The 23,841-nt window shown below is 68.1% G+C and carries 19 protein-coding genes and 1 pseudogene; 15 read left to right on the top strand and 5 right to left on the bottom strand.

Features of this window, described 5'->3' with window-relative positions; genetic code table 11:
• The 6 genes and pseudogenes from AB0M43_RS38590 to AB0M43_RS38615 form a co-directional block, all read left to right on the top strand.
• Positions 1-295 (top strand): hypothetical protein (locus tag AB0M43_RS38590; protein WP_363732649.1); only part of this gene is annotated, 295 nt, incomplete at its 5' end.
• 11 nt (positions 296-306) lie between these two features.
• Positions 307-876, top strand: coding sequence for a hypothetical protein (locus AB0M43_RS38595; protein WP_363732652.1), 570 nt, complete (start codon positions 307-309; stop codon positions 874-876).
• A gap of 189 nt (positions 877-1,065) precedes the next feature.
• A pseudogene (locus AB0M43_RS38600) lies at positions 1,066-1,671 on the top strand (transposase); the annotation flags it as partial.
• A gap of 736 nt (positions 1,672-2,407) precedes the next feature.
• On the top strand, positions 2,408-3,235 hold the full coding sequence (locus AB0M43_RS38605; protein ID WP_363732655.1) for an HNH endonuclease: 828 nt from the start codon (positions 2,408-2,410) through the stop codon (positions 3,233-3,235).
• A 966-nt stretch (positions 3,236-4,201) separates the two neighbouring features.
• On the top strand, positions 4,202-7,417 hold the full coding sequence (locus tag AB0M43_RS38610) for a hypothetical protein (RefSeq protein WP_363732657.1): 3,216 nt from the start codon (positions 4,202-4,204) through the stop codon (positions 7,415-7,417).
• Positions 7,414-8,193, top strand: coding sequence for a hypothetical protein (locus AB0M43_RS38615; RefSeq protein ID WP_363732659.1), 780 nt, complete (start codon positions 7,414-7,416; stop codon positions 8,191-8,193). The genes AB0M43_RS38610 and AB0M43_RS38615 overlap by 4 nt, the downstream gene beginning before the upstream one ends.
• A gap of 124 nt (positions 8,194-8,317) precedes the next feature.
• On the opposite strand, the gene AB0M43_RS38620 is transcribed toward AB0M43_RS38615, so the two are convergent.
• The 4 genes from AB0M43_RS38620 to AB0M43_RS38635 all read right to left on the bottom strand — a co-directional run bounded on the left by AB0M43_RS38620 (position 8,318) and on the right by AB0M43_RS38635 (position 11,490).
• The gene (locus AB0M43_RS38620; protein ID WP_363732661.1) at positions 8,318-8,662 is read right to left on the bottom strand and encodes a hypothetical protein; all 345 of its coding nucleotides are present in this window, start codon (positions 8,660-8,662) and stop codon (positions 8,318-8,320) included.
• A 402-nt stretch (positions 8,663-9,064) separates the two neighbouring features.
• On the bottom strand, positions 9,065-9,319 hold the full coding sequence (locus AB0M43_RS38625; RefSeq protein ID WP_363732663.1) for a hypothetical protein: 255 nt from the start codon (positions 9,317-9,319) through the stop codon (positions 9,065-9,067).
• 214 nt (positions 9,320-9,533) lie between these two features.
• A complete protein-coding gene (locus tag AB0M43_RS38630; RefSeq protein ID WP_363732665.1) occupies positions 9,534-10,088 on the bottom strand; it encodes a hypothetical protein in 555 nt (184 codons plus the stop codon).
• 25 nt (positions 10,089-10,113) lie between these two features.
• Complete coding sequence (locus AB0M43_RS38635; RefSeq protein ID WP_363732667.1) at positions 10,114-11,490, bottom strand: helix-turn-helix transcriptional regulator; 1,377 nt, start codon at positions 11,488-11,490, stop codon at positions 10,114-10,116.
• Positions 11,491-11,906: 416 nt separating this feature from the next.
• Between AB0M43_RS38635 and AB0M43_RS38640 the strand changes: the two genes are divergently transcribed.
• The 9 genes from AB0M43_RS38640 (at position 11,907) to AB0M43_RS38680 (ending at position 20,668) form a co-directional block, all read left to right on the top strand.
• Positions 11,907-12,659 carry a hypothetical protein gene (locus AB0M43_RS38640; RefSeq protein ID WP_363732670.1) on the top strand — a complete coding sequence of 251 codons (753 nt, stop codon included), beginning with the start codon at positions 11,907-11,909 and terminating at the stop codon, positions 12,657-12,659.
• On the top strand, positions 12,656-13,036 hold the full coding sequence (locus tag AB0M43_RS38645) for a hypothetical protein (RefSeq protein WP_363732672.1): 381 nt from the start codon (positions 12,656-12,658) through the stop codon (positions 13,034-13,036). The genes AB0M43_RS38640 and AB0M43_RS38645 overlap by 4 nt, the downstream gene beginning before the upstream one ends.
• Positions 13,021-13,311 (top strand): hypothetical protein, encoded by a 291-nt coding sequence (locus AB0M43_RS38650; protein ID WP_363732674.1) that lies wholly within the window; start codon positions 13,021-13,023, stop codon positions 13,309-13,311. The genes AB0M43_RS38645 and AB0M43_RS38650 overlap by 16 nt, the downstream gene beginning before the upstream one ends.
• Before the next feature lie 583 nt (positions 13,312-13,894).
• On the top strand, positions 13,895-14,035 hold the full coding sequence (locus AB0M43_RS38655; RefSeq protein WP_363732676.1) for a hypothetical protein: 141 nt from the start codon (positions 13,895-13,897) through the stop codon (positions 14,033-14,035).
• Positions 14,036-14,472: 437 nt separating this feature from the next.
• Positions 14,473-15,666 (top strand): methyltransferase, FxLD system, encoded by a 1,194-nt coding sequence (gene fxlM, locus AB0M43_RS38660; RefSeq protein WP_363732701.1) that lies wholly within the window; start codon positions 14,473-14,475, stop codon positions 15,664-15,666.
• A gap of 13 nt (positions 15,667-15,679) precedes the next feature.
• Positions 15,680-15,829 carry an FxLD family lanthipeptide gene (gene fxlA / locus AB0M43_RS38665; protein ID WP_363732678.1) on the top strand — a complete coding sequence of 50 codons (150 nt, stop codon included), beginning with the start codon at positions 15,680-15,682 and terminating at the stop codon, positions 15,827-15,829.
• Positions 15,830-15,897: 68 nt separating this feature from the next.
• Positions 15,898-18,645: a lantibiotic dehydratase gene (locus AB0M43_RS38670; RefSeq protein ID WP_363732681.1), complete on the top strand. Its 2,748-nt coding sequence runs from the start codon at positions 15,898-15,900 to the stop codon at positions 18,643-18,645.
• A complete protein-coding gene (locus AB0M43_RS38675; protein ID WP_363732683.1) occupies positions 18,642-19,730 on the top strand; it encodes a lanthionine synthetase C family protein in 1,089 nt (362 codons plus the stop codon). The genes AB0M43_RS38670 and AB0M43_RS38675 overlap by 4 nt, the downstream gene beginning before the upstream one ends.
• Complete coding sequence (locus tag AB0M43_RS38680) at positions 19,712-20,668, top strand: thiopeptide-type bacteriocin biosynthesis protein (RefSeq protein ID WP_363732686.1); 957 nt, start codon at positions 19,712-19,714, stop codon at positions 20,666-20,668. Before AB0M43_RS38675 ends, AB0M43_RS38680 begins: the two co-directional genes overlap by 19 nt.
• Before the next feature lie 321 nt (positions 20,669-20,989).
• Here AB0M43_RS38680 and AB0M43_RS38685 read toward each other — a convergent pair whose 3' ends face one another.
• Entirely contained in the window at positions 20,990-23,815 is a 2,826-nt protein-coding gene (locus AB0M43_RS38685) for a M20/M25/M40 family metallo-hydrolase (protein WP_363732687.1), read from the bottom strand.
• Between the last annotated feature and the right edge of the window lie 26 nt (positions 23,816-23,841).

The raw sequence follows: 23,841 nt of genomic DNA on the forward strand, positions 1-23,841 counted from the left end.
CGCGGACCAGCGGCGGCGCGAGAAGGAGGACCGGGAGGACCGGATCCAGGCCCAGCTGTACGACCGCGAGGACGGGGACAAGGCGCGCCAGGACCAGTCCCCGCAGCTGGAGATGAAACTGAAGGAGCTCCAGAAACTGAACAAGCACTGGCGCATGGACATGTCGAATCTCAACATCGAGCGGCTCATCGCGGAGATGTCCGGCGAGCCGTGCCCAGAGGTCAAGGGCTCCGGGTTGCCTCCCGCACGAACCGGTGAACACGCTCGGCCTCACCGGACGGTCGAAGCCCTGTGAAGGGAGGGAACATGAACGATAGTCCGATCCGCCACTTCGAGGATTCGCTGGATCCCGACAGACACCTCAGGCAGCTCGCCGAGGCCGAACGCAGGCGGGCTGAGCCGGAAACCATCGACCTCGCCGACCTCGAGATGACGCCTGACCTGGAGATGCACTCCGCCAACGAGAACTTCAATGCCGATGTGGCCCAACACCTTGACACTGCCGCTGCGCTAGCAGCAGTCATGGGTGAGACGACCAGCCTCAGCGTCGTGGACGTGGCGTTCATCGCCGCCATGGAACAGCCGACTCTCAAGGGGCACGAGCCGAGCCCTGACGCGACTAGCCTGACCGCCACCACCCACGAACCCCACGGACGTATGCCGAGTGCTCCGAGCTGGCGGAACCATCGTCCCGGGCAGCAAGAGGCCGAAGAAACGCCAGAAGTCCTCGACGGTCGTGAGGCCACCCGGCCGGCGAGTGTGGCCGGTGCGGAGTTCTCGTTAAGCGGCTGGTGGCCGACCCACGGGACGTCGCTGCCGATGAGGTACGCGGAGCGGACGGAGGTGCTCGCGGCCCAACTGAACGTCGCCCGCTGAACTACTAGTTCGTTGAAACCGAGCAACGACGGGAGGCTCGAGCAGATGCTCGGGCCGAACGTTCTCCCACGCATCGTGCTTCCTGCGGTGGTCGCCAGCCCCGTCGCAGCGCTGTAGTGCTCCAGGGTCGCAGCGGCTCAGGCGCTCTTGCGTGGCCGCTTCGCAGGGGGCCTTCTTCGCGGCGTCTTCTACGCACGCGTGTCCCAGCCCGAACGACTTGTCCGAGTGCCCGCCTACCGGCCAACACTCGTCGACCCGTACCGCGACCACCTGCGCCGACGCCGGGAAGCCGACCCGGCCGCCCCCGTCCTGGAACTGCTGACCGAGATCCGGTCGCTGGGCTACACCGGAAGCCAGAACCTGCTCTACCGCTACATCACCCAGGGCCGCGTCGAAGCAGACCGCCTCGCCGTCTCACCCCGCCGGCTGACCAGCATGATCCTCACCCGGCCCGCGGCCCTCAGCGGCGACCAGCGGCACCTCCTGAACGAGCTCACCACCACCTGCCCGGAGATGAACGCCCTGGTCGGACTGGTGGGCTCCTTCGCAGCCCTACTCACTCCGGCAGCCGAAAACGTAAGGCTTCTGGACACCTGGATCGCCGACGCCCGGGCCGCCGACCTGCCCCACCTGCACGCCTTCACCCGCGGTATCGACTTCGACTACCAGGCCGTCCAGGCAGCCGTCACCTTGTCTTACCACAACGGCGGCACCGAAGGCGTGAACACCAAGACGAAACGGATCATGCGCCAGATGCACGGCCGGGCTGGATTTCACCTCCTCCGCCACCGAATTCGCGACAGAGCCGTTGGTTTGACAGTTCCGGCCGCGAGGTCGTCGCGGCCCGCGATCTTGGCGTCGATGACCTTCTTCACCGCTCCTCGGTGGTCGTCGTGGAACCTAGGTTCGTCGGGTTCGGAAACCTGGGTTTTGGATGCGATGAACTGAGTCGGCCATCGTCAGGTCCCGCGCCCGAGGCTCGTCGTCGGCACCGGGTTAGGGCCTTGGGTTTGTCGGGAGGTCGCGGACCGTGTCGGCTCAAAGGAGCCGATCCAGGACCGTGACCGTCTCCACACCTGCAATTGCACGCGTTCGCGGTTGCTGCGGGGCCACCGTCACGATCCAGATCCGATCCTGGGTCTGAAGGGCGTCCTGTAGCAAGGAGTACGCCATCACCCGATGTAGGTCACCTCTGGCCGACGAGGCGAGAGGAGGCATCCCTAGCCCTAGTTGACGATCTTGACGGCGGAAAGTGTCGTACCGATCACCTAGAGTGCGTCGCATCCGTGTTGAGCGGCTGACTGAGGTGGATGGGCTTGTGGCCGACCTGAATGCGGCGCTGGTGGAGACGACGATCTGCGAGGACTGCTCGACCCTTGTCGTTCGACGGTCACCCAGAGGGCGCAGGCCCAGATTCTGCGAGGCGTGCGTCGCACAGCGTGACCGTGCCTCCCGCGCCGCTAAGGCCCGCAGGTGGAGGGCCTCGCGCAAGGTGGCCCGGCCGGCGGTCCAGTGCAGGTATTGCCCGGCGATGATCACGCCCGCTGAGGACGGACCCGTGCCAAAGCGTTGTCCCGATTGCACGCGCAAGCATGTGAACGACAAGGCGACGGTTCGCCGGCGAGACGCCGCCGCGCGCCGCCAAGTGGAAGGTCGCTGGTCCATCTGCCAGGAGGATGGGTGCGGGGCCCGGTTCCGTTGCGCCGCAAGGGGGCCGATTCCACGGTGGTGCCCGACGTGCAAGCCGCGGCATCTCAACGACTACAAGGCGGACAAGATCGCACCGGTTCGTGAGGCCGTCCGCTGCGCGGACTGCGATGTGATCGTTCCGCTGAAACGCAAGGGCTACTCGCTGCGTAGATGTAAGCCGTGCGCCAAGAAGCGCCAATACGCGCAGTCCCATCAGTGGTGGGTGGAGCGACCCGAACTCCTGCGTGTCCACCGACGCGAACGTGGCCGCCGCCGACGAGCTGATCGACGTGCCGCGCCCCGGGAACTGTTCGCCGATCTTGAAATCTACGAGCGCGACGGGTGGATCTGCCAGATTGGCAACCATCCCGTTGACCCGGCCGTGCGGCACCCGGATCCTGCGTGCGCGACCATCGATCACATCCTGCCCCAGTCTTATCGTGGCTGGAGCCATACGCGAACTAACGTTCGCCTCGCCTGTCTGGACTGCAACAACCGCCGGCAGAACAAGGTCTCAGACGCCGAGCTCGACTACCTAGGGCTTCGCCGTGAGGACCTGCGGCTGATCCGCCCGCAACGACGCCGTCGGTCGGCTCGCACGGGCCGCTTCGTCACCGTCTCAACGAACGAAACCGAGGCGATGGTGTTCGAGGTTCCGGACGGGCCGTGAAACGGCGACGCCCCGCTTGTGGGAGCGGGGCGAAGGGGCCATGAGGTTGTGGCAACATGTCCGCAGCCGAGCCTAGAACATCACGAACCGCCAGCGGAGGGCTGCTACTCGGCCACGTCGCCCGCCGCGCGGCGTAGGTGCCGGCGGAGCGTTCGCGGCACCAGTAAGTTCGAGCGTCCAGATCGGTGAGCTCAACGGGGCCTAGGAGATGCCCGGCCACCGCCAGGTTGAGCATGACCTTCTCCGGTATCGGGGAGTCGCGGTAGGTGAGGAATGTGTCCTGGTCCCGGGCGGGCAGTTCGCTGAACCAGCCGTCGAACTCCTCATCGTCCGAGGCCATCGGGTGCTATACCGAGGAGGCAGCAGGAGACCGAACCGACGCCGAATGGGACGCATTCCTCGCCCACTTCGAGCTCAGAAAAGTGGCTTTCGGGACCTGCGGACGCGACCACGGAACCCCCTGCGTGCACGAAAACGCGTGTGTCAGATGCCCACTCCTTCGAGTCAACCCTGCCCAGATGCCACGCCTTCGGGGGATCCGCACCAACCTCACAGACCGCCTCCAAGAGGCCAGGGATCAGGGCTGGCTCGGCGAGGTCGCCGCGATCGAGACCACTCTTGCCTCCGCAGTGCGGAAGCTGGAGTCCATGCGTCAGCTCGCCGCACGCGACAGTGCTGTTCACCTCGGCATGCCCGATATCCGTGCTTCGATCGGTCGGTCAATCCGCGGCTGAGCACGACGGTTGTCTCGGCGTCAAACTTGATCAGGTACATGCCGAGTGGGTGCCGGCGGGTCGTCGACCACGTCTGAGCTCAACACGCTGCGTTTGCGAGAGGAGGCCGCGAACCGCGAACACTCTTCGTGTTGACAACTGGTGCCACGTGCGCGCTCACATAGACTATTTCTCCGAGAATGATCCGGGCTACAGTGACAATGCTTGCCACTGATGAGTGTCGAGGAGACCGATGCCGGAGCCAGTGCCCGATTTGCAGGGTTTTGCTGCTAGACTTGCCAATGGGCCGGCATTTCTCATAATCGGCCAATCGGCGAATCGCGGTGAGAGCCCCGCCGCAGAATACCGCTGGGGCGGGATCTACACGACGCGAACCGATGCTGCTGTGGCAGGTCAGTTCAGGACCAACTGGCGCACGGTCATGCCTGTTGGCGCGATGTCGTCGACGCCCTCGCGCAGCCAGACCGCACTCGAGGTCCGCTATCTCCTCGGCGGGCAGGACCTGCCCGAGTCAGAGCGGCCTCCCACTAACCCGCTGCAGATGGCGGACTCCCGGATGCTTTGCGTCCAAGAGCTCGTTCGCCTGGTAACGGAGACCGTCACACCGCGAGGCGTCATCGTGATCGAGGGCTGGGCCCCAGGCGACGACCTCGCGGTCACCGACCTGGTGCCTGCTCTGCGTTCTCTCGGTCCCGGCCAGGTACACCTCTTCTCAGGACAAGCCTGGGCCGCGGACCCCTTCGTCTCAAGCTTAGTCAGCACCGGCCAGCTCGTCCTGCACTCCGAGTCGCTGGACGACGCAGTCAGCCGGCTCGCCGAAGCGGGCTCGCTCACCATCGGCAGCCCGGCTGGGCCGGGTCGTGGTTCCCAGCACGTCATCGCGATCGGCGACGGTTTCGTCGAAATCGACATCCATACGTGGAACCAGATCCGACGCTCAGCACGGCCAGTCGACCTAGATTTGCTGACGCCACCCGTCTTTAGCTCAGAGGCGGCACGGTACCAGGAGTTCCGTAGTTTCGCTGGTGCCACCGAGGGTTCGCCGCGGTGGCGCGGTATCGCCGCCGGCATGAACATCCGCCGCGATTTCGAGGAGGACCTCGCAGAGAGGGTAGTGGAGGCACTCAGGGAACCGGACCTTCTCACGCCGCTCGTGCTGGTGGGACAGTCGACTACCGGAAAGAGTGTCGCGCTGGCTGCACTCGCCATGGAGCTGGCTCGCGGTGGCGAGTGGGCGGTGCTGCACCAGTCTCGGCGCACCGTGCGACCGTCGCTCGACGACATTGACATGTATGCGACCTGGGCGGAGGGGCGCGGTGCAAAGGGCACCGTCCTGGTCTGGGACGGGATGGTCGACCCGGACGAGTACGCGGCGCTCCTGCGCCAGCTGCGCAGCCGGGGCCGCAAGGTACTCATCATCGGCTCGGGGTACGCCACACAACACCGCAACTTCCTGTCCGTCGACGCCCCGGCGGAATTGACCGAGAACGAGTTGACGCAGCTACTTGGTCAGCTGAAGTCCTTTGGCATCGAGGTCAGTGCGCCCAAGGCAGCCCTGGACAGCAGCTTCCTCGCGTTCCTCTACCGCACCCTGCCGGATTCGCATTTCAACCTCACCCGCGGCCTCGCACACGAGATGCGGGCCGCCGAGAAGGGAATGGAGAAGCTCGTCCGGGAGCGGGGCAGGGAAGCCAGCCAGGGCGAGCGCCTCACAGCAATGGCGGCGGCACTGCAGGCGGCCGGGATCGACCTCGCCGATATGCTGCCCCGCCCGACTGCGGGCGAGAAGCCGCTCATCGAACAGACCTTCGGCGAGCGCAGCCCGATCCAGAAGGTGACAGCTCTGGTGCTCGTGGCCACTCGACACGGCGTACCTGTTCCGATCGACCTGGCGCTGCGCATCCTGGGTCGTGAGGGTTCACAGAACATCTTGGACGTACTGAACTCGTTCGACATCATCCGCGACATCGAGGATGACAACGGCGAGTACTTTCTGACCATCCGCTCACATCTTGAGGCGGAACTCCTGGCTCGACACGAGATCTCTCTCGAAGTGGAGATCGAGGTCATCACTGAGGTGATCAGGAACATCCGGGTGAGCGAGAGCTACGCCGGCGTGACGGACGAGGCATCGTTCGTCGTATCGCTCCTCGAACGGATCAGCCCGAAGACGCAGGACTCCAGGTACAAGCCGCACTACGGCGAGATCTCCAAGGCGTTCGCCGACCGGCGAGCGGAGACCGGGCGCCTTCACTCCCGCTTGGTGCTGCAGGAGTCGATCTTTGTACGCGGTTTTGCCCACTGGCGCCAGGGGCGGGGCGACGGAACCCTGGAGGAGCGGATCGCCGATCTTGAGTACAACCGCGACCTGCTCGAGGAGAAGCTTTCTGACAATAGCGTCAAAGGGATGATGCGCCTGTTGCTGATGGTCGAACTGGCCTCGACCCTGGGCGCGATCACTTATGAGATTTCCGCTTCCCCGCAGTTTGCCGCTGCCGGAGTCGGAGGCCGGCTCGACGACATCCTCAAGGCGGTGCTCCAGGCACGCGCTATCGATCCGGGGAACCTATATCCGATCGATGTGTTGGCGTGGTCGACCCGGGACGCGATCAAAACCAACGCCCTCTCGCCTCACGAGCGGCTCGACCACCTCACCAATGCCGTCGCCATGCTGGACTCGGTCGATCGGATGCCGCTGAGCGAGGCTCAGCGGGCGAAACTCGACGGGCGCGGCGTCGAACTCAATAGGCTCCTAGCCGACGATGCCGCGCTATGGGCGAATATGCGCAGTCTGGAACGGAACGCCGATCCAGCCGCGATCTACCTCCTGGCCAAGTTTAGAGCCGGCGACGGACCGGCGGGTGAGGCCCACGCGCTCGCCCGTCTGCAACAAGCGCCACCGGAGACCCGCAGAGACTGGCGTTGCGCCCAACTACTCCTAGAGCTGACCTGGAAGAAGATCACCGGACAACGGCTGCTGCACGATGGCCGGACACCGGTTCACTTCTCCCAGGCAGACCTTGACACCTTGCTCGGGCTCGCTGCCGACTTCAGAGACACTGAGCTTCCCGATCGTTACAAGGTCACCTTCGTCGAGGCGCTGGCACTCTTCGGCTCAGGCAAGTACGCCGAGGCCAAGCTCGTGTTCCGAGAAGTCGAGCAGATGACCAGACATCTCCCGCGGCGCATCCACACCCAGCTTCTGCTTGGCGACGAGTCGGGCGCTCCTCGAATCTTCACCGGCAGGGTTGAGTGGGCAGACGATCGGGGTGGCGAGGTCTGGGTCGACGAACTGAGCACAAAAGTCTACTTCGAGCCGCGCTTCTTCTCGGCCTCTCAACAGCTCGCCAGGAACCAGCCACTGCCCGCATTCATGATCGGCTTCAAGCTCACGCGCGGACCCGTCGCCGAGGCTCGTACCTTGTACCGTGAGACGCGCCCGCGATGACCGATACCCTAGCCGCGCTCGCCCGCAACAAGCTGATCTGCACAGGTGTGGAATTGAACTACGAAACACCGAGCGATCCGAATCCCCGACCTGGCACCGAAGCCGCCTTCGATGCGCTTGTCACGCAGTACTACAAGCTCTTTCGCGAGAGCATCCGCGCCGATGTGAACTTTCTCCGTTCAGTCAAGGATTCACAGTGCATCGCAGACTTCGACAAGGCCGTCTACAACTTAAGGACAGCGAAGCAACACGACGACAACTCCACCGCGAAGAACTTTTATGCCATGTGGACCCGTGATCGGCCCTGGGAAGCAGCGGCAGAGGCATTTTTGGGCGCCTGGGCGAAGGCGCTTTCCGACCTAGAACATGTCAGTCTGCTGATCCGGCGCGATGCGAAGCTGACGAAGTCCTGGAGGGACAACGCCTCCGTAGAGCCAGATACTATTTTCGAAACGGTACGCTGGGACCTAAACGCCAGCTTCAGCTACGGCAACCGCCAAAGGATGCTACGCAACGTCAATGCCCGCCGACAGCGCCTGGCCCCGGGAGACGACGTACGCGCGGCCGTCGAGCATATCTGTGCACAGGAGATCAGCGCTCAGGATCTCACCTTGCCGATGCCGTTCTACGAGGTCCTCGACAGGCTGGGCCTCTTGGGTAAGCGCAACGCACGCGCGGCGCTGCTCGTTGCATACTCGGTCCGCGCGGCGACTAACCTGACCGGCGAGGCATTCCTCAAGCGTGTCGAGGAGACATGGAGGATCGGGAGTTCCTGACTCTGGACGCCGCCTAGTCCGACACGCCCGGGAAAAGCCGTCGGCCGCCTGGTACGTCGCTCTCATGGACTGGCTGCGCGGCGATGAATAGATCCCCAGCCGGCCTGGCGGCTTCTCCGGCGAATCAGGCTGCCGTGATTTCGAGCAGGTCGGGCAATGGCAGCTCGTCTGGATCCGTCTCGTCGACGCCGACCCATTCGATGCCGCCGAGAACCTCACCGCGCTGCGGATCCTCGATCGTATAGAGAAGCAGACCGTTGCAGGAGCCTCGAACGGCCGCATTGGCTCGGATCGTCATGCCGAGCCCGCAGCCATGCTCGAAGTCGATGGAGGGGCACCCGCACCCGCACCGGTCGACCACGATCACGTCCGCCGCCTGGAGCCGCAACGTTTCAGCGCGAGGGAGATCGATGGCCAGTAGCGCCTCAAGCACGGCGCGTTCTCGCTGCGTCAGCGGCCTTGCGTCCATGCCGTGATCATCTCATCCGTGACGGCCTGATCAACGAAGCTCGGGGGTGCCGAGTTCGGGGTGGTCACGTCGGAACGCGGCCAGTCTGGGAAACCGCCGACCGACGGCAGTCCAGTTCGACTTTGCGGAGCTGGAAGTGCTGTTGGAATTCCGTCGAAATCGCGGAGGAACGCCTTAACCGGCTCCAGCACCTGACCAGCCGGATCATGCACCGCCCACCCCACCGCAAGAAACTCCTCCGCACGGCCGCAGGGCTGCTCATCCGGGGCCAGCTGCAATCGGCCACCGGCGCGATCAACCTCATCGCGGAAAAGGTCGCAGCCCTGCCGATACCCAGCAGCGCCCGCTCACGCGACTTTCGCTAGCCAAGCACCACCGCGCGCCTGACCTGCTGAACGCTCCCTAGTTCTCATCCGCCCGTCCGTGTTCGATGGCGGCATGGGCGTCGTCGAGTACGTTGACCAGCTCTATGCTGGCGCGCAGCTCGCCGCCCGGGGCCATGCGGGCGCCGGCATCGAGGAGACCCGCGTTGTGGAGTGCGTCGATCAGATCGGGCGGCAGAGGTCGGTCGCGGTGAGCGATCAACCGGTCCTGCGTCTCGGGGTCGAGGTCGTCCCGCCAGGCTCCCAGGTCGGGCGGTGGCGTCGGCGTGCTCATCTACACGGCCTGGCACCAGGGCGGCAGCGCCGGGCGCGAACTCGACAAGCCCGCCTGGCTCGCGGAGTCGAGGTGAGTGGGCCGTCGGCGTTGGCCCGGTGTCGTCGGTGCCCAGCTTGGGCGGCTCGGGTTACGCCCGACGCAGAGCGTCGTGTCGTCGCCGTCTTCGTTGCATCCGGCGAGCAGCCGGAGGGTCTCCTCTGGGTGGACGGAGCTAACTTAGGGATTTGATCAGGGAGTCGAAGATCGGAGCGTCGTCGAACGGCCCTTTCTCCCGGGCTAACTGCTGCCAGCCCCAGCGCATGTACTTGTTCCGAGCCGGGTTCTCCGGCCGTACGAACAAGTTGGCGATCGGTTCGCGCCGGCCGGCGAGGAGCGCGTTGTGGATGGCGTGGCCGTGTCCCTGGCCCTGCATGCCTGGGTCGACGGCGAACTCCATGAAGATGAAGATCGGCTCCGGCTCTGCGGGGGTCGGGAATCCGGGAAGGTTCGCTCGGATTTTGTCCCAGATTGCGCTGGCCCGGTCCGCGACACGTCGGCAGCCGTAGGCGTACCCGATGAGCTGCCCGTCGAGCGTGCCGGTTACGAGTTCGAACCCGGCGCCCTGTATGTGGCTGTCGAACCGCTCCCGGAACTTGTCTGGGTGAAAAAACGGGTCGGCCGCGATGATGTCGGCGTGGGAGGCGGCGTAGACCGGCACCATCAGGTCCAGCATCTTGGGGGCATTCGCGGCGTCGTGGTGCTCGAGGAGGAGACCGGGGGTGGACAAGCTGAATCCTTCAGGTCGGGTTGAACTACACCAGCTCAGGCTTCGTGGGAGTGGCGAGGTATTCGCGGAAGTCGGCTACGGCCACCAGGCCGCGACCCTCTTCGGGGACTGCTCGGTAGACGGTATGGGCGAGGTCGATGATGGTCCGCACGTGGTCCCCGGTGGGCAGCGCCTGCATCACTTGCTGGGCGTAGGCGGTGCCGCCGTTTGCGTCGCCCGCCTTGACCATGCAGAGCGCGCGCTGGAGCTTGATCTGGGCCGGTCCGCGCCGGAAGTCGGGCGCGTACAACTCGAGCGCCCTAGTCTGGGCGGCGTCGGCTTCCTTGAGGTGACCGAGGTAGGAGTACACGAAGCTCTGGGTGAACGCGATTCGGTTCTCCGGCCACAAACGATCGCTCTCGCGGCCTTGGACGCGAGTTAGTGATAGCGGGAGCTGGTTGTAAACCTCTTCGGCCTGGTGGAGTGTTGCGACCGCCTCGCCGTCCCTGCCTGCCACCGCGAGGGCCTGAGCTTTGCCGCCCATGAATTCGGGCAACTCCTCGGCGGTGGCGTTCGTCAGGTACGGATCCGCCTCCTCGACGAGGCGAAGGATGGAGTCGATGGAGTGCTGTTCGTACAGCGAACGGACTATCTCGTGCCCGCGGACCCACAACACCGTGCCGTTGTCAGCGCCCCATGCGATCTGCTGAGCGGTACGCCACCAACGGCGTGACTCGCGGGTCAACCCCAGATTCGAGAACGTCTTGGCGGCGTACACCGACAGGATCGCGCCAACGCGGCGCAACTCCCCCTTCTCGGTCGGGTTGCTGGTGGCCTTGATCGCGTTCTGGCTACCGACGACGTCGACCATTAGCGGGTCTAGCAGGTCATGCGGTGAGGTGCTCAGGTAGTCGGCTCCGGTGTCCTCGATGATCTGATTCCACTCGTCGACGCCAGCCTGCGAGCGGTCTTCGATCATCGAGGCCATGAGACCGTGCCGGGCGGATTCCAGGGCGAGCGAGGGAGCCAGGACGCCAAGACCGGCGACGCCAGTCGCGCCCGCGACGAAGCCGCGACGATGCATGTCCTCTCCTCCCTCGGCTAGCAGTTGGGCTGCCAGGCCGGTAAAGCTGTGCACATTGAACGGCACCGACTGAGCGACCCGGAGTCGCTGAAATTTCGGGTCTGCCTTAGCCAGCCGCACCAGTGCCCCGTCCGCCTTCAGCAGGTCGTCCAGGAGTGTGGCCGTCCTCAGATCCGGAGTGGCTTTCCCGTTTTCAAGATTCCAGATGTGGGACTTGCCCGAGTGCACCTTCTCCCCGACAAGGCGCAGCGATAGGTCTTGCTTGACGCGAAGTCGTTTCAGCTCTTCCCCGAAGGTACTGCCACTCATCGTGATCCTCCGCAGCATCCCGGTGTCCATGTGTCCATGGACGCGACATGGACACTGCGCACCTTCCCCAACACTCACCGTACCGGGAAGGTGAGAGTTGGGCCACAGCGGTCCAAATAGCTCAGTCGATCTCTATTCGGGGAGGTGTGCGCGGTGGTCTACCAGCGAGTCCTACCCGGCGAAGGCCGGTCCCTCCAGTACTGGGAAGCGCTTCCCCCTGTCGGTGACGAGGAGGCGACGCGCAGCCGTCGCACCGCCTGGACGGAGCCGAGGAGCCGCTATCGGCAGGTCCCCGGTGCCGAGCTGGATGGCCTGCACCTGTCTGGGTGGCCGCCCGCGTTGAGGGGCGCGGCGGCCACCCGGCCCATCAGTTCCGGCCGGTCGGGATTCAGTCCTCCCCAAGGCAGTTTCCCCGGCCGGCCGGCCACCTACCCGTTGGAGGCGTGGTGATCCCACTGCGCCAGGACTTCGCCCTCTACCGCCACCGCTACGGCGCGCTCGGTAGGCCCGATGAGCTGCTGATCGAGTTCGACCGCAGCGCGGAGACCTTGGCCTGGGTATATCACTACCTGGCCCCCCTGGCGGAGCCAACGCCGGACGGCCGCCGGGCGTTGGAGCACATCGACAGCGCCGAGCGCCTGGTCGAGGGCCTGTCCCGCCAGGTCAGGCATGTCGGCCGCGCCCAGCGGCGCCCCATCGCCGCCGCCGGGTACGCCGCCGCAGCGCTGGTCGCGCTTTTGCTGGCGGCCCAGCTGCTAGGCGTGGGCGGTGCGCCGGCCGTCGGTCTGGTCCCGATGCTGTTGGCGGTCGGGGCCGTCGCGCACCCGGCCGCCCGGGTGTGGGCCTGGTGGCGGGCTAACAGGATCCGCTACACCACCTCGCGCGACTTCCTCGGCAAGGTCCGGGCGCTGGACGTCGACGCGGGCAGCTGGCCGGAGCCGACCTGCTCGGCCCGGCTTGTCACCGTGTTGCTTGCGGCGCTGATGGACACCGCCGACCACGGAGGGGAGCTGTGCCGCCGGATCGCCGCCGACCTGGACGCCAGCCCCACCCACACCTGGCTGGCCAAGGCCCGGCCCAACGCCTTCGCGTTGAGCGAGGCCCTGATCCACGCGGTCAACGCCGTCCGTGACCTTCCCTTACCCGCGGTGCGTGATGCAGGGCCAGTTCCGAGCCACTTCCTGGAGGCCGACCGATGATCACCGACACCGCGCTCGTGCTGACCTCCCGGTACCTGGGAGCGATCTGCACCATGGAGGGCTTCGACGGTCTGCACCGGATCCTCGGGATCCACCTGGAGCCGCCCGGGGTCACGGGCCCGCTGACCGGCTGGCTGGACCCGGAGGCCGAGCCCACGCCGCTTATGTGGGTGAACGGACGCGGGTGGTGCGCGGCTGGCGGCTCGGCGGACCGCTGGACGGTCATCGACAAGCCTGCGCCCCGCCTGGTCACCCACGGCGGCGAACCGGCGCTCAGCGTGCCGACGTCGGAAGGTCTGATGCGGCTGCACCCGGCCCTCGTCTACGTGATCGCCTCGGACGGGATCTGGGGGTGGTCGCTGTGCGCGAGGAACTGACCCAGCTGCGCCGGGGCCGCCCGACCGACCAGCTCGCCGACCTGCTGTGGATCTTCGCCACCGGGTACCAGCCCATGGCCGAGGCGCAGGTCGCCCTGTGCACCTGCGGGAAGCTGAACATCGTCCCCGGGACCATGTTGCCCGAGGGCTGGGAGTCCGTGGTGACGCGGCGACGGCTGGCGGAGATGCTGCACAACACCGGCCTGGACTCCGAGAGTCTGCGGCGCCGGGACAACGCCCTGGTGCTGGCGGTGGTGCTGTGGAGTCTGCGATGACCCGCGCGGTAGGGCGCGCGTCCGTGCCGGCGTTTCCCCCGCTCCCGGCCCGGCCAGCACCCGGCCGGTTCCTGGAGGGCGCTGCGCAGAACTTGGAGGTCCGGCCGGACGGGTCGCAGGTCTACTGGGTCGCCCCTCCGCCGGACCCGCCGCCCCGGTGCCGACACCCGCACGACGTGGCGGTGTCACCGAGCTGGGCGGCGTTTCGCGCCGGGCCTGGCAACCGGCTCGCGGACTGGTGCTGTGCGACCTGCGGGAAACACTTCCTCGTCGATGTCCCCGGCCACCGGAGCACCGAGTGAGCGCCACCGGACGCAGCCAGGTCCCGATCGGGGCGTCCGGCTCGAGGCACTGGACAGCTGCGGCGTCGCTACTGGCAGGCGTCGGGCTCGCCGTTGCCTGCCAGACGTCGGGGTTCTGGAACCTGATCATCGGGCTCATAAAGAGGTAGGCGTCCGGCTGCGCGAGCCCCAACATCCGCGGCCGGCCAGCGCCCGACCGCTCGCGCGGGCGGAACGGGCAGGTGGGGTCTCGGGCCTGGGACCGCTTGAGACCCCACTTCGGCAGCGCGAAGGAGGAGCGAGTGCCTGACTATGTCGGCGAACGAGAAGCCCGCCTGTGGCGGATCCTGCTCTGCATCGTGCTGGTCGTCGGTGTCGCGCTGTGCGGTGCCGGGGTGGTGTACCTGGTGACGCACCGGGAGCACGCCGGGGCACCGCGATGAACGGGCACGCGCCGAACATCGTCGAGGCGACGCGACGGGCTTTGGCCGAGCCTTTCGACCCGAACCGGCGTGCGTCACGACCCCGGCAGAGTGGCGATCCCCCTAAACTTGAACAAAGCCCCCACGCCGATGAACGGCGTCGATCGTGACTCGCCGCCGTGGCCTCCCGGACCGCAGCGAAGGCGAGAAGGTGCAGGCGTCGAGCCTCGCGGCACAAGGGTTTCGGCACGTACAGCTCACTGCCGATCACGAACGCCACAGGCCAGGTGCCGGAGGCTGGTGTACCGGCTGCCGGCACAACGGATTGATGCGTCAGAGCCACGAATGTGGGCACCAGACCTGACCCGAAACACGTAAACGAATCACCTGAAACGAACAGGCAGAAGGGCAACTTGATGACGACCACCACGACCAGCACCGCTGAACTCCGGCAGGCGATGACCGACCGAATCGGCAAACACCTCGTGGACATGGGACATGAGTTGCACCCCGAGGTGCGCCGGGCGTTCGCCACGGTGCCCCGGGAGGTGTTCGCGCCCGAGGCCACGCCGGAGGAGGCGTACACCTGGAACGAGGCGGTGGTCACCAAGCGGCGCGGGGCCGAAAGCACCAGCTCGGTGTCGGCCCCCTACCTGCAGGCGGAGATGATCGGCCAGGCCGTCGACGCGCTCGGGAGCCTGGACGGCCGGCATGTGCTGGAGATCGGCTCCGGAGGCTACAACGCGGCGCTGCTGCGTGAGCTGGTCGGCGCGTCGGGCTCGGTGACCACCGTGGACATCGATGCGTTTGTGACCGACCGGGCCAGCGCCTTCCTGACGGCGGCCGGCTATGACGACGTGACCGTGGTCTGCGCCGACGCCGAGCTGCCGATCGAGCCGGCCCGCCGGTACGACCTGATCTTGGTGACGGTGGGGGCCTGGGATGTACCTTCGGCGTGGACCGACCAGCTCGCCGAGGGCGGCGTGCTGGTCGTGCCGCTGCGCACGTGGGGAATCACCCGGTCCTGGGCGCTGCGCCGCGACGGCGACGGGCTCGTCAGCCACAGCCAGCGGCACTGCGGGTTCGTGAGCATGCAGGGCGACGGGGCCAGCGAGGTGCGGTACGTCGACATCGCCGACGGCGTGCACCTGCGCCTCGACGAGGGCCAGCAGGTCGACGCGGCTGCCGTGGCCGGGCTGCTGGGCGAACCCCGCCAGGAGACCTGGGCCGGGCTGAGCCTGCCCGGCGGGACGGTCCTTGGCGACCTGAACCTGTGGGTAGCCACCCAGCTCGCCGGCAGGGCGGAGCAGTTCGTGGTCCTCACCGCCCAGCAGGAAGCCATCGACGCAGGGCGAATCACTCCGGCCTGGCGGTTCGGAACCCCCGCCGTCCTCGACGGCGACACACTGTCCTACCTGGCGAAGTTCCGCTGGACCGGGGACACGTTCGACCTGGGCGTGTACGCGCACGGACCCGACGCCGCCGCGGCGGCCGAGCGGATGGTCCAGATCATGCGCGACTGGCTGGCTGGCGGCACGCCGCTCCTGGTCCTGCACGTGCTGCCGGCCACTACTCCCGACGGCGCGCTGCCGGCCGGGACGGTGTTGGACAAGCGGCACCGCCGTCTCGTCCTCGCCTTCACCCCCGCATGAAGAAGGGAACAAGATGAACAACGACGACCTCACCGATGACTACCGGCTCGACGTGAGCCTGGTGGACGCCGGCACCGCGTCCGGCTTCGCCACCAGCACCGACGACAGCTGCGGTTCGGGCGGCACCGGCTCCAGCGCCTGCCCCACGAACTCCAACCACTGATCGGTTCTGTTCGTTACGTGCCCGGCGTCCAGGCGCCGGGCACCACCTCTCTTCATTGGTGGTGCGCCATGTTCCCTGCCACTGGCGCGGCCCTGATCCGCGTGGCCGCCTACCCGACCGGCCTGACCTTGCCCGCATGGCCCGACCTCGCAGCCGGCGACCCTGAATCGGCACAGCGGTGGCTCGCCCAGGTGTGGGAGCTGAAGACCTTCGCAACCGCCGTCAGGTGCGCCGCTCCCAGCCTTGCCCAGCAGGTCGACCGTGTCCTCGCCAAGAAGGAGCTCGCCGAGCCGCGGCGCGTGCTGCGCCTGGCGGAGGCGACGGTCCGGTACGCGCTGAGGTGGACGACCCGCCCGACACCGTTCGGATACTTCGCCGGCATCGCCCCCGTCGGTTTCGGGCCCAAGGCCGCCTTCGGCTGGGGTGACGACCACCGGCCGGTCACCCGCCCGGACGGGGAGTTCATCGCCGAGCACACCGACCGGGCGGAGCGGGACCTGGCCGTGCTGCGCACCCTCACGGTGGTGACCAACCCGCTGGGACACCGACGGGCCGGGATGTGGGTGCTGCCCTGCGCCGGTGCCGCCGACGGCCGCTACCTCGACGCACAGATCACCCTGACCCCGAAAGTCGCAGCGGCGATCGAAGCCGCGAGAGCGCCGATCGGGTTCCAGGAACTGACCGCGACGATCACCGGCCCCGGACCAGGCAACGCCAGCGGAGCCGAACGCCTCCTGGCCGGCCTCGTCCGGCAGCGAGTACTGGTGACTTCGACCCGGCCCGCGACGACAGTCACAGACCCGGCCGAACACCTGGCCCGCCACTTTCAGCTCCCCGACCCGGACCAACAGGTCGCGGTGGACCTGCGTGTCGACGCCCAGGTGACGATGCCCCCGGCCGTCCTCACCGAGGCAGGCCGGGCCGCGTCCACGCTGGTGGCCATCGCCGGGCGCATGCCCTGGTGGGTGGAGTACCACCAGGCGTTCGTCCAGCGCTGGGGGCCCGGGGCGGCGGTGCCGCTCCGCGACGTACTCGACGTCCTGGGCATGCCCGCCGGCTACCGGGGCTCGTGGCGACACGCCCCAGCCGGGTTCACCGGACGTGACCGGCTGCTGATCCAGCTCGCGCAGCAGTCCGCGCTCGACGGCTGTGTCGAGGTGGTGCTCGATGATGCCCTGATCGGCCGGCTGCGAGGCGACGATGACCGGCCGCCGGTCCCGCACACCGAACTGCGGTTCACCCTGGCCGCCGACACCCTCGGCGATCTCGACCGGGGCGCGTTCACGCTGACCGTCACCAGCGGCTCGCGCAACGCCGGCGTGGCCGCAGGCCGGTTCCTGCACCTGCTCACAACAGCTGAACTGGAGGCGTTCGGCCAGGTGTACCGGACGCTGCCGACCGCCTTGCCTAGCGCCGACGTCGTGCAACTGTCCGGCCCGCCGCTGGATGCCCGACTGGAATCGGTGTCCCGGACGCCACAGATGCTGCCCGTCCTACCGGCCGGGGACTTCCACCTCGCTCCGGCATTCACGCTCGCGGACCTGGCGGTCGCCGGCGACGGCCAGCGGCTGTGGCTCCTGTCGCGCTCGACCGGTCGACCGGTCGAGCCGCTGCTGTTCAACAGCGTCCTGCTGGCCGGGCTGCAACAACCCGTGCTGCGGTTCCTAACCGAGATCTGGATGGCATGGACGGCACCGTGCAGCAGTTTCGACTGGGGCCACGCCTCCGACCTGCCGTACCTACCCCGCCTGCGGCGCGGACGCAGCATCCTGTCCCCGGCCCGCTGGACCGTCGACCGAACCGCCCTGCCCGGCAGGTCAGAACCCTGGCCGACATGGAAGGCAGCCTTCGGACGCCTGCGCGACCAACTCCGGCTCCCCGCCCAAGCACTCGTCGGCGGCGACGGCGTTCAGCTACGCCTTGACCTGGACAACCCCGCTCACCTGGCGGTGCTGCGCGGCCAACTCGCCCAGCACACCCGGACCGTCATCACCGAGGCCCCGGGCAACTCCGGCTGGAGCGGCTGCCGGCCCGCCGAACTCCTGCTCACCCTCACCCACACCCAGGCAGAGCCCCAACCCGCCCGCCCCGCCCGGCCGGTCAGCACACGGGAGCACCCGCCCGGACCGTCATCTCCGTGGGTGGAGGCCCGGTTGTTCGGGAGGACAGACGACATCCTCGCCGACCTCGCCCGCCAGATCGACCTCCCGTTGCCGACGGGCTGGTGGTTCGTGCGCTACCCCGACCCCGAGCCCCACCTCAGGGTGCGACTCCCGGTCCAGGACCTCGGTTTCGCCGGCACCGCCGACGACCTCGCCCGCTGGGCGAGGCGGCTCCAGCACAACGGCGTATTGCACGACTACGCACTGCACCCCTACCGGCCGGAGACCCGCCACGGAACCGGCCCGAACCTGGCCGCCGCTGAAGCAGTGTTCGCCGCCGACTCCGCCGCTGCCCTCCGCCGGCTTGCCAGCGACCGGCAGGCCGCGACCGCCGCCGGGATGATCACCATCGCAGACGGCTTCACCGGCGACGGGCTACGGTGGCTGGCCGACCACGCGCCCCACCTCACGGGTCCGCGCCTCGACCCGGCCCAGCTCGAACGCGCCCGGACACCGTTCAACGATGGCCCGCTCGCCGGGGCGTTGTCCGACTACCGGGCACTGACCGATAGGGAGGGCCTGGATCCCGATCGGGTGCTGGCCGACCTGCTGCACCTGCACCACGCCCGGATGGTCGGCGTGGACCTCGCTTCGGAGCGGTACTGCCTGCGGCTGGCCCGAACCGTCGCCCTCACCCACCGGGCGACGTCATGACCCCGGGGCAGTCCCTCTCCGACGGCGCGGCCGGCATCGCCCTTCTACACCTGGAGACCAGCGACTGGCCCGCGGCCCGACAGGCACTGAGCCTCGCGGCCGTCGACGGCGTGAGCATCGCCGACGGCGCGAGCCTCTACTTCGGCGCACCGGCGCTGGCATTCGTCCTGGCCACGTCCACCCACCCGGGCACCGACGGGGCCCGAGCCACCACCGCCACCGGGGCCACCATGGTGGCCCGCCGGCAGTTGGAAGCCGCACACCGCCGCATCGACCGGCAGACCTTGCCTCACTACCGCGAGTACGACCTGATCAACGGCCTGACGGGCGTCGGCGTCGTCCTGCGACGTCTCGGCGACCACGACCTGCTCCGCCAAGTCCTGGAGTACCTGGTGCGGCTCACCGAACCCGTCAACGGGCTGCCCGGCTGGTGGTGCTCGAACGGACCCAGCCGCGACCTGCCCCCGCCGCCCGGCGGGCACGCCAACCACGGAATCGCCCACGGCATCACCGGCCCGCTCGCGCTGCTCGCCCTCACCCTCCGCGACGGCATCACCGTCACCGGGCAGCATGAGGCCATCGCCAGAATCTGCCTGTGGCTCGACGCCTGGCAACAGACCACCGACGGCGCCGCGTGGTGGCCAGAGACCATCACCATCGACAACCTGGCCAACCGCACCTGCTCCCAGCACAGGCCAGGCCGACCGTCCTGGTGCTACGGCACCCCCGGGATCGCCCGCACGATGCAGATCGCAGCGATCGCCACCGGCCAACCCGAACGGCAGGCAACCGCCGAACTGGCCCTGGCCGCCAGCCTCGACGATGAGCACCTCAACCTGCTCACCGACGCCGGGATCTGCCACGGCGTCGCCGGCACCTACCAGACAGCGTTTCGGGCAGCCACCGACAGCACCACCACCGCGATCGCGGACCGGCTGCCTGTCCTAGCGGCCCGCCTCGCCGCCGCCAGTACCTCCGACGCCGGGTTCCTCACCGGCGACGCCGGGGCCAGCCTCACCGCGCTCACCGCCCTGACAAACACGCCGCCGCAGACGGGGTGGGACACGTGCTTGCTGATCGCCTGACCCTCCCGGCCGACGTGCTCGCCGTCCACGTCGAAGCTGTGCTCGCCGGCCGCCCCGCCGAGCAGATCGCCGCCGGAGCGCGCATCGAACCAGGCGACCTAGCTGATGCCGTGGAGGCGTACCGGGCGGCCGGGCTGGCAGCGCTGCACGCCCGGCAGGACAAGGCGTGGTTCAACGCCCGGGTCCAGGTCGCTGACTGGGCAGACGCCGAAAGCGCCTTCGCCACGGTGATCGGCCCCCTCCTCGACCAACTCCCTGGCTCACCCGGCTGGTGGTACCTGCGCAAGTACCCGTGCTGGCGGATCCGGATCCGCACCGACCGCCACCAAGAGGTTCGCGCCGTCCTCGACGACCTGGTCGACCAGCACGTGGTCGCGGCGTGGACGCCCGGGGTCTATGAACCCGAGGACGTGGCGTTCGGCGGCCCGGCGGGCACGGCGGCCGTGCACGGCCTGTTTTGCGCCGACAGCGCCAACGTCCTGGCGTACTCCCGGCTCGATCCGCCACCGATCGGCCGCCGCGAACTGTCCCTGATCCTCATCCGGACCCTGCAAGACCATGCCGGCCTCGACCCGTTCGAGGCCGGGGACGTGTTCGCCCGCCTGGCCCGGAGTCGTCCCGCCCCCGTCGGTGAGCAGCGACAGCAGATCGACGACCTCGCCACGCGCATGCTGCCCCTGCTCACGCTCGACCCGCAGTACCGCGCCCAGCTCTTCGCCCCAGCCGGGGCCCTGCACGTCGCCGCCGCCTGGCGGGGAGCGTTCGAGACCGCCGGCCGACAACTCGGCGAAGCGGCCACCGCCGGGCACCTCGACCGTGGGCTGCGCGCGATCCTCGCCCAACTCGTCATCTTCCACTGGAACCGGCTACACCTGACCGCCGCCGCGCAAGGCGTCCTCGCCCGCGCCGCAACCGCCGCCCTCCTGCCCCCGGGGTGAACGGGGTGGGCCCCAGTGGGCGTCCTCCTTGCCGCCGTGCACACCGTCGCCGCGACACCGCCCGCAACATCAGGCAAGGGGCGACAATCAGCCGACCTCGCTCTAGGCCGGTGACGACCGGGCCGCGTAGCTGTGGCCGCAGCTCCCCACCCGGCCAGCTGCCTGTGGCCTGCAACCTGGACTCGGTGTGGCAGGCGCACCTGCTCGCCCTCGGTGTTGGCCTCAACACCTGGATTTTGCAGTTCCGTCAGGGGGTCAACGGGTGCCGGGCCGGGGCGCTCGACCCCCCTCGAGCGTGCGCCCCGGCCCGGAGTCATCGGGTTAGAACCCGTGGATCTGGTACTGGAAGGTGGTGGTGCCGGAACCTCCGCCCGCGAGCTGGGCGGTGACCGTGACGGTGTAGGTGCCCGCTGTGGTCGGGGTGCCGGTGATGCTGCCGGTGGCGTTGATGCTCAGGCCGGGCGGCAGGCCGGTCGCCGAGTAGGTCAGGGAGCCGCCGTTGCTGGCGGTGGCCCGGATCTGCACGGGGAACGACTGGAAGTTGACGAATCCGAACTGGTTGCCGGGGTTGGTGACGGTCACCGTTGCGGGTCCGTTGGTGGGGCTCGACGACGGGCTGGGGCTGTTGGTCGGGCTGGTCGACGGCGACGCGGTCGGCGAGGTGGTCGGGCCGGGGCCGTTGGTGACCGCCTGGTTCCAGATGGTGTACGCGATCCCGTCCGCCGCCCGGTTGAGCGCCGTGTCGTTGATGTTGGCCGGGTACTTGTCGCACGCCGCGTGGTAGCAGGGGTCGTAGGCCGAGCCCGAGGTGCCGCCCCACTTCTGCTGCTGCGAGCTGCTCTTCTTCGCCCCGGCCCCGGTGGCGTAGCCGCTGGAGGGGATGCCGGCGTTGGAGAAGGAGTAGTCGTCGGAACGGCCGGCGCCCTCGGTGTTCTCCTCGGGTGCCAGGTTCAGGGAGGTCCAGTAGTCCTTCAGCGGCTTGGCGACCGTGGTGGTGATGTTGTTGACGAAGTAGCCGCCGTTGGTCGAGGCGACCATGTCGAAGTTGTAGTACGCCTTGATGGCCGACTTCTGCGTCGAGGTGAGGTTGTTGACGTAGAACTTGGAGCCGTTGAGGCCCTGCTCCTCGTCCGTCCACCAGGCGAACCGGACGTGCTTGGCCATGTTCGGGTTCGCCGCGGCCAGGGCCAGGGCGTTCTCGAGCAGGGCGGCCGAACCGGAGCCGTTGTCGTTGATGCCCGGGCCCGCCGCGACGCCGTCGAGGTGCGCGCCGAGCATGATCACCTGGTTGGCGTCCCCGCCCGGCCAGTCGGCGATCAGGTTGTCGGACTGGTAGAAGCAGCCGCTGGTGCAGGTCTGCCTGGTAACGGTGTAGCCGGCATCCTTGAGTTTCTGCTCCAGGTAGGCGACCGAGGCGGTGTAGCCGGCCGAGCCTGCCCGGCGGTTGCCGGAGTTGTTGGTCGCGATCGTCTGGAGCTGGTTGAGGTGCGCTTTGACATTGTCGACCTTGATGTCCGGCGCTGAGCCGGACGGGCCGCCGGTCGGGCTGGTCGTCGGGCTGGCCGTGGGGCTGCTCGACGGGGAGGCGGTGGGGGTCGTGCCCGGGGTGCACGTCGGGTCACCGGACTGCGCCGGGATGCTGACGGCGTCCCAGGCCTCCTGGACCATCTTGAACTGCACGCACGTCGAGTCGATGTTCTTGGCGGACTGCAGCGTGAGCGTGCGGTACTTCTTGTGCGTCATGTTCGTGGTCTTGGCGAGCATGGCGTTGTAGAAGATCGCGCCGGCCTTCTTGATGTCGCCGAGCCCGGCGACCGCCTTCTGGTTGCACGTCGGGCTGGTCGGGTACCCGGACCGGGCGGAGCCGATCGCCAGCAGGTAGAACCAGTGGTTGAGCGGTCCGGCTGCGTCGTGCACCTCGGTGTTGGGGATGGAGGTGGACCAGCAGTTCGGGCTGCGGCCGTCCTTGGACGGGTCGTACATGTAGCGCAGGGGCTTGCCGTTGCCGGAGAAGTCGACCTCCTCTCCGGTCTCGAAGTCCGGCGGGTCGAACTCGGCCGGCTCGTTGGTGTAGGCCTCGGTGAGCGCGCCGAAGATGTCCCCGGTCGCCTCGCCGAGTCCCGCCTCCCCGGTATCGGCCGAACTTCCGGCGCCGGTGTACTGGTCGAGGCCGTGGCCGAACTCGTGGCCGATCACGTCCATGGCGTCGAGCCACTGGGCCTTGGCGCTGTTGTAGCCGATCTTCACGTACGGCGCGGAGCCGCCGGTCCAGTACGCGTTGGCCTCCTGCAGGCCGACCCGGATCTGGAAGCCCTTGCCCTGCCCGTCGATGCCGTCGCGGCCGTACCAGGACTTGAGCATGTCCCACTCTTTTTGCGCGGCGTACAGGGAGTCGACGCAGCCGGTCTCCTTGTCGAGCTTGCCGCCGTTGCCCCACTTGTTGTCGGAGCCGCTGTAGATCGTGTTGTTCGAGATGTCCGCACACGAGACCCCGGACCGCAGCGGGTCCTTCATGGAGTACGTGGAACCCGACAGAGTGGTGTCGATCGCGAGGGGCTTCGGGCCGTTGTAGTAGCCGTTGCCCTCGCCGACCTCGGCGTGGGTCTCGTCGAAGGCGCGCAGCACCTTGCCTGAGGCGGCGTCGACGAACACGTGCTTGCGGCTGTTGGGGCCGGAGACGATCGTCTCCCAGGCCAGGGCCGGGTTGCCGACGGCGTACACCGACAGCACGGGGCCGACGACCTCGGTCGCGCCGGCGACCTGGCCGCGCGACGTGGCCACCGCGGTCGCCCCCGGGACCGTCGGGGTGGTGGCGACCTGGATCGGCTGGCTCTGCGCGACGGCGGCGGACCGCACGGCGCCCACCTGGTCGGTGACGACGGTGAAGTCCCCGCCGAACACGGGCAGCCCCTGGTACTGCCGGTCATAGGTCACGTACTGCAGGCCCTGAGGGGAACCGGTGACGCCGCGGGCGGCGTAGCGCTCACCGGGCGAGGCGAACAGCAGCTGGGACTGCTGCTCTACGAACCGGTCCGCGCCGGCCAGCGCCGCCGTCGGGTTGGCCACGAGCGCCAACGGGGCGGTGACCGGCGTGGCGACGCCGGCCGTCAGCCAACCGCCGACACCGACGACCAACGCTGCGGTCACACCGGCAGCCGCGGCTCTGCGCCGAG

The sequence above is a fragment of the Longispora sp. NPDC051575 genome (assembly GCF_040681875.1).
Classification (GTDB): Bacteria; Actinomycetota; Actinomycetes; order Mycobacteriales; family Micromonosporaceae; genus Longispora.